This is a genomic window from uncultured Agitococcus sp., from assembly GCF_937920075.1.
Taxonomy (GTDB): domain Bacteria; phylum Pseudomonadota; class Gammaproteobacteria; order Pseudomonadales; family Moraxellaceae; genus Agitococcus.
In genome coordinates, this window is the sequence record NZ_CALETI010000076.1 from 1 (window position 1) to 1,196 (window position 1,196).

3 protein-coding genes are annotated in these 1,196 nt (G+C 40.3%); all 3 read right to left on the minus strand.

Annotated elements, in window-relative coordinates; all coding sequences use genetic code 11:
* On the minus strand, positions 1-283 hold a 283-nt coding region (locus Q0212_RS02965; RefSeq protein ID WP_297921986.1), incomplete at its 3' end, for a hypothetical protein.
* Positions 284-488: 205 nt separating this feature from the next.
* Positions 489-968: a hypothetical protein gene (locus Q0212_RS02970; RefSeq protein ID WP_297921989.1), complete on the minus strand. Its 480-nt coding sequence runs from the start codon at positions 966-968 to the stop codon at positions 489-491.
* 22 nt (positions 969-990) lie between these two features.
* Positions 991-1,196, minus strand: a 206-nt coding sequence (locus tag Q0212_RS02975) for a hypothetical protein (RefSeq protein WP_297921992.1), incomplete at its 5' end; no start/stop codon positions are given.

Genomic DNA, 1,196 nt, shown 5'->3' on the forward strand with positions numbered 1-1,196 from the left:
TTAAATCAAGACCATCATTAACAACAAAGCCAATGCCATCGGTCAAATCACTGGCGACCTCTAAACTACCTTGAATAACATCCGCTACCACACCGCCTGTAAACTCAAGCGTATCTGCAGCAATACTGCCAGCGGTTTCAACCACATCAACCGCAACCTCAATCGTGCCTGTTGCCACAGTACCTGCCAATTCAACGGTATCAACAACAATAGTTCCTGCGGTTTCCACCACGTCAACCACGGTACTTACAACAAAATCAAAAAAATCACCAAATAAAGACATGCTCGTTACCTCAAGGCTTGCGTTGCAAAAATGAATGAGCGAATCAACAGAGTGGGGGGAACATCCTTGTGTGTCTCTCCTTGCTTAAGAAAGCAACCAGATAATGGCAATAACCATAGCCACCTCCTATTTGTTGTTAATGACGTTTGCTTGTTGGTCATTTTATGGTCTTAGTGCTTAAATGCCTCAATTTACAAGCTTGTGATTATTTTAATAATAAGTTACTAGGATTATTGGCTAAGGCACTGTTGTTTTGCAGTTGTTGGATGAGCAAGGCATGGCGTTGTTTGGCTTGCTGTTGTTGGGTTTTCATCATGGCAGGTAATGCCTGTTGTAAAACCATTAAGCGAATTTCTGGCACTTCTTGAGGGTTGGTGACCACTTTCATCAAGTCATTAATGCGTTGTTGTAATATTCTATTATCTTCTAACTGTAAATCTAAGCTTTGCACCAATAAGGCAAAATTGTCATGTTGATGTTTAATTCGGGCTTCTAAATCTTTTAAGGCATAGCTTAAAGTAGCATCAATTTTTTTACAGGAAAGCGTAGTGTCTTGTTCAATACGTGCTTTTTCTAAACGGTACTCATTTTCAAGCTGAGTCATTTGTTGTTGGTGACGATAATGACCATTGATTAATGTGCCAACTACATCAGCGACTACGGTAATAAGTGGTAAATTAGCCATGATAAGTACCTCTATAAAAACATTAAACGCCTACGCCTAAGTCCGCCAAAATCGCCACGGCTTGTGGGGTCGCTTTATCCATAAAGCCATATTTAACGTTATGCCGACACTCCACCAAATGACTTAATTCTGCATCGCTATACACATTGTTATCTAACAGCAACAACAGTTTTTTGAGTGTTTGGTGTGGGTGCAAACTCGAAAAATCGTAACCCTGTGCCACTAATA

Excerpts from the sequence above, each read along its gene's own strand:
- Q0212_RS02970 (WP_297921989.1), bottom strand. The coding sequence starts at position 968 with ATGGCTAATTTACCACTTATTACCGTAGTCGCTGATGTAGTTGGCACA.